This window comes from Flavobacterium sp. FG19 (assembly GCF_057809475.1).
Genome location: NZ_JBMDKA010000067.1, coordinates 1 through 2906, shown reverse-complemented (window position 1 = coordinate 2906; position 2906 = coordinate 1). Strand labels below are relative to the sequence as shown.

1 rRNA gene is annotated in these 2906 nt (G+C 49.0%); it reads left to right on the top strand.

Features of this window, described 5'->3' with window-relative positions:
• The first annotated feature begins 13 nt into the window (after positions 1 to 13).
• Positions 14 to 2895, top strand: a 23S ribosomal RNA gene (locus tag ACODST_RS27675).
• The last annotated feature ends 11 nt before the right edge of the window (positions 2896 to 2906 follow it).

Genomic DNA, 2906 nt, shown 5'->3' with positions numbered 1-2906 from the left:
CTAAAATTAAGTACAATAAGCAAAATAAGGGCGTATGGGGAATGCCTAGGCTCTCAGAGGCGAAGAAGGACGTGATAAGCTGCGAAAAGCTGCGGGGACTGGCACACACAGATTGATCCGCAGATATCCGAATGGGGCAACCCACTATATTGAAGATATAGTACACCGATAGGTGGGCAAACCCGCTGAACTGAAACATCTAAGTAGGCGGAGGAGAAGAAAACAAAAGTGATTCCGTAAGTAGTGGCGAGCGAACGCGGATTAGCCCAAACCAATTATGTTACGGCATATTTGGGGTTGTAGGACCACGACATTTCATGCATGCAGAACCGGAAGTTACTGGAAAGTGACGCCATAGAGGGTGATAGCCCCGTATGGGTAATAAATGTAATGGATAGTGGTATCCTGAGTAGGGCGGGGCACGTGAAACCCTGTCTGAATTTGGCGGGACCATCCGCTAAGGCTAAATACTCCTGAGAGACCGATAGTGAACCAGTACCGTGAGGGAAAGGTGAAAAGAACCGTGAATAACGGAGTGAAATAGATCCTGAAACCATACGCTTACAAGCGGTCGGAGCCCTTTTGTGGGGTGACGGCGTGCCTTTTGCATAATGAGCCTACGAGTTAACGCTGCTGGCAAGGATAAGTACTTCAGGTATGGATCCGCAGCGAAAGCGAGTCTGAATAGGGCGCTTTAGTCAGTAGTGTTAGACGCGAAACCGTGTGATCTACCCATGGGCAGGTTGAAGCTGTGGTAACACACAGTGGAGGACCGAACCGGTTGACGTTGAAAAGTCTTCGGATGACCTGTGGGTAGGGGTGAAAGGCCAATCAAACTCGGAAATAGCTCGTACTCCCCGAAATGCATTTAGGTGCAGCGCTGGCGATAGTTATATAGAGGTAGAGCTACTGATTGGATGCGGGGGCTTCACCGCCTACCAATTCCTGACAAACTCCGAATGCTATATAATGTTTCCCAGCAGTGAGGGCTTGGGTGCTAAGGTCCAAGTCCGAGAGGGAAAGAACCCAGACCATCAGCTAAGGTCCCCAAATATATGTTAAGTTGAAAGAACGAGGTTTGTCTGCCCAGACAGCTAGGATGTTGGCTTGGAAGCAGCCATTCATTTAAAGAGTGCGTAACAGCTCACTAGTCGAGCGGACGAGCATGGATAATAATCGGGCATAAACATATTACCGAAGCTATGGATTTACAGTTTACTGTAAGTGGTAGGGGAGCATTCTAACAGGGTTGAAGGTTTTTCGTAAGGAGAGCTGGACTGGTTAGAAAAGAAAATGTAGGCATAAGTAACGATAATGCGGGCGAGAAACCCGCACACCGAAAAACTAAGGTTTCCACAGCTATGCTAATCAGCTGTGGGTTAGTCTGGACCTAAGGCGAACCCGAAAGGGACAGTCGATGGCCAACGGGTTAATATTCCCGTACTACTAATTACTGTGATGGGGTGACGGAGTGATGAAAGCGCCGCGAACTGACGGAATAGTTCGTTAAAGTACCTAGCTATAGGTCCTGTAGTAAAATGCGCAGGAACTGGTGAAATACGATAGTACTCGGAGTCTTCGGACAAAGAGATAGTGCGCCTAAGGGCTTCCAAGAAAAACCTCTAAACTTCAGGTAGTTAGTACCAGTACCGTAAACCGACACAGGTAGTTGAGGAGAGAATCCTAAGGTGCTCGAGAGATTCATGGCTAAGGAATTAGGCAAAATAGACCTGTAACTTCGGGAGAAAGGTCGCCCCGAGCAATCGGGGCCGCAGTGAAGAGGTCCAGGCGACTGTTTATCAAAAACACAGGGCTCTGCAAAATCGTAAGATGAAGTATAGGGCCTGACACCTGCCCGGTGCTGGAAGGTTAAGAGGAGATGTTATCTTCGGAGAAGCATTGAATTGAAGCCCCAGTAAACGGCGGCCGTAACTATAACGGTCCTAAGGTAGCGAAATTCCTTGTCGGGTAAGTTCCGACCTGCACGAATGGTGTAACGATCTGGACACTGTCTCAGCCATGAGCTCGGTGAAATTGTAGTAACGGTGAAGATGCCGTTTACCCGCAGTGGGACGAAAAGACCCTGTGCACCTTTACTATAGCTTAGTATTGACCTTGGATAAATGATGTGTAGGATAGGTTGGAGACTATGAAGCGGCGTCGCCAGGCGTTGTGGAGTCATTGTTGAAATACAACCCTTTGTTTATCTGAGGCCTAACCCCATATTGTGGGGGACATTGCTTGGTGGGTAGTTTGACTGGGGTGGTCGCCTCCAAAAGAGTAACGGAGGCTTCTAAAGGTTCCCTCAGTACGCTTGGTAACCGTGCGTAGAGTGCAATGGCATAAGGGAGCTTGACTGAGAGACATACAGGTCGATCAGGTACGAAAGTAGAGCATAGTGATCCGGTGGTTCCGCATGGAAGGGCCATCGCTCAAAGGATAAAAGGTACGCCGGGGATAACAGGCTGATCTCCCCCAAGAGCTCATATCGACGGGGGGGTTTGGCACCTCGATGTCGGCTCGTCACATCCTGGGGCTGGAGAAGGTCCCAAGGGTTGGGCTGTTCGCCCATTAAAGTGGCACGCGAGCTGGGTTCAGAACGTCGTGAGACAGTTCGGTCTCTATCTACTGCGGGCGTTAGAAATTTGAGTGGATCTGATTCTAGTACGAGAGGACCGAATTGGACTAACCTCTAGTGTATCTGTTGTCCCGCCAGGGGCACCGCAGAGTAGCTACGTTGGGAAGGGATAAGCGCTGAAAGCATATAAGCGCGAAACCCACCACAAGATGAGATTTCTTTTAAGGATCGTGGAAGATGACCACGTTGATAGGCTACAGATGTAAAGGCAGTAATGTCATAGTCGAGTAGTACTAATAATCCGTAAGCTTATGTACACCCTTTTCCC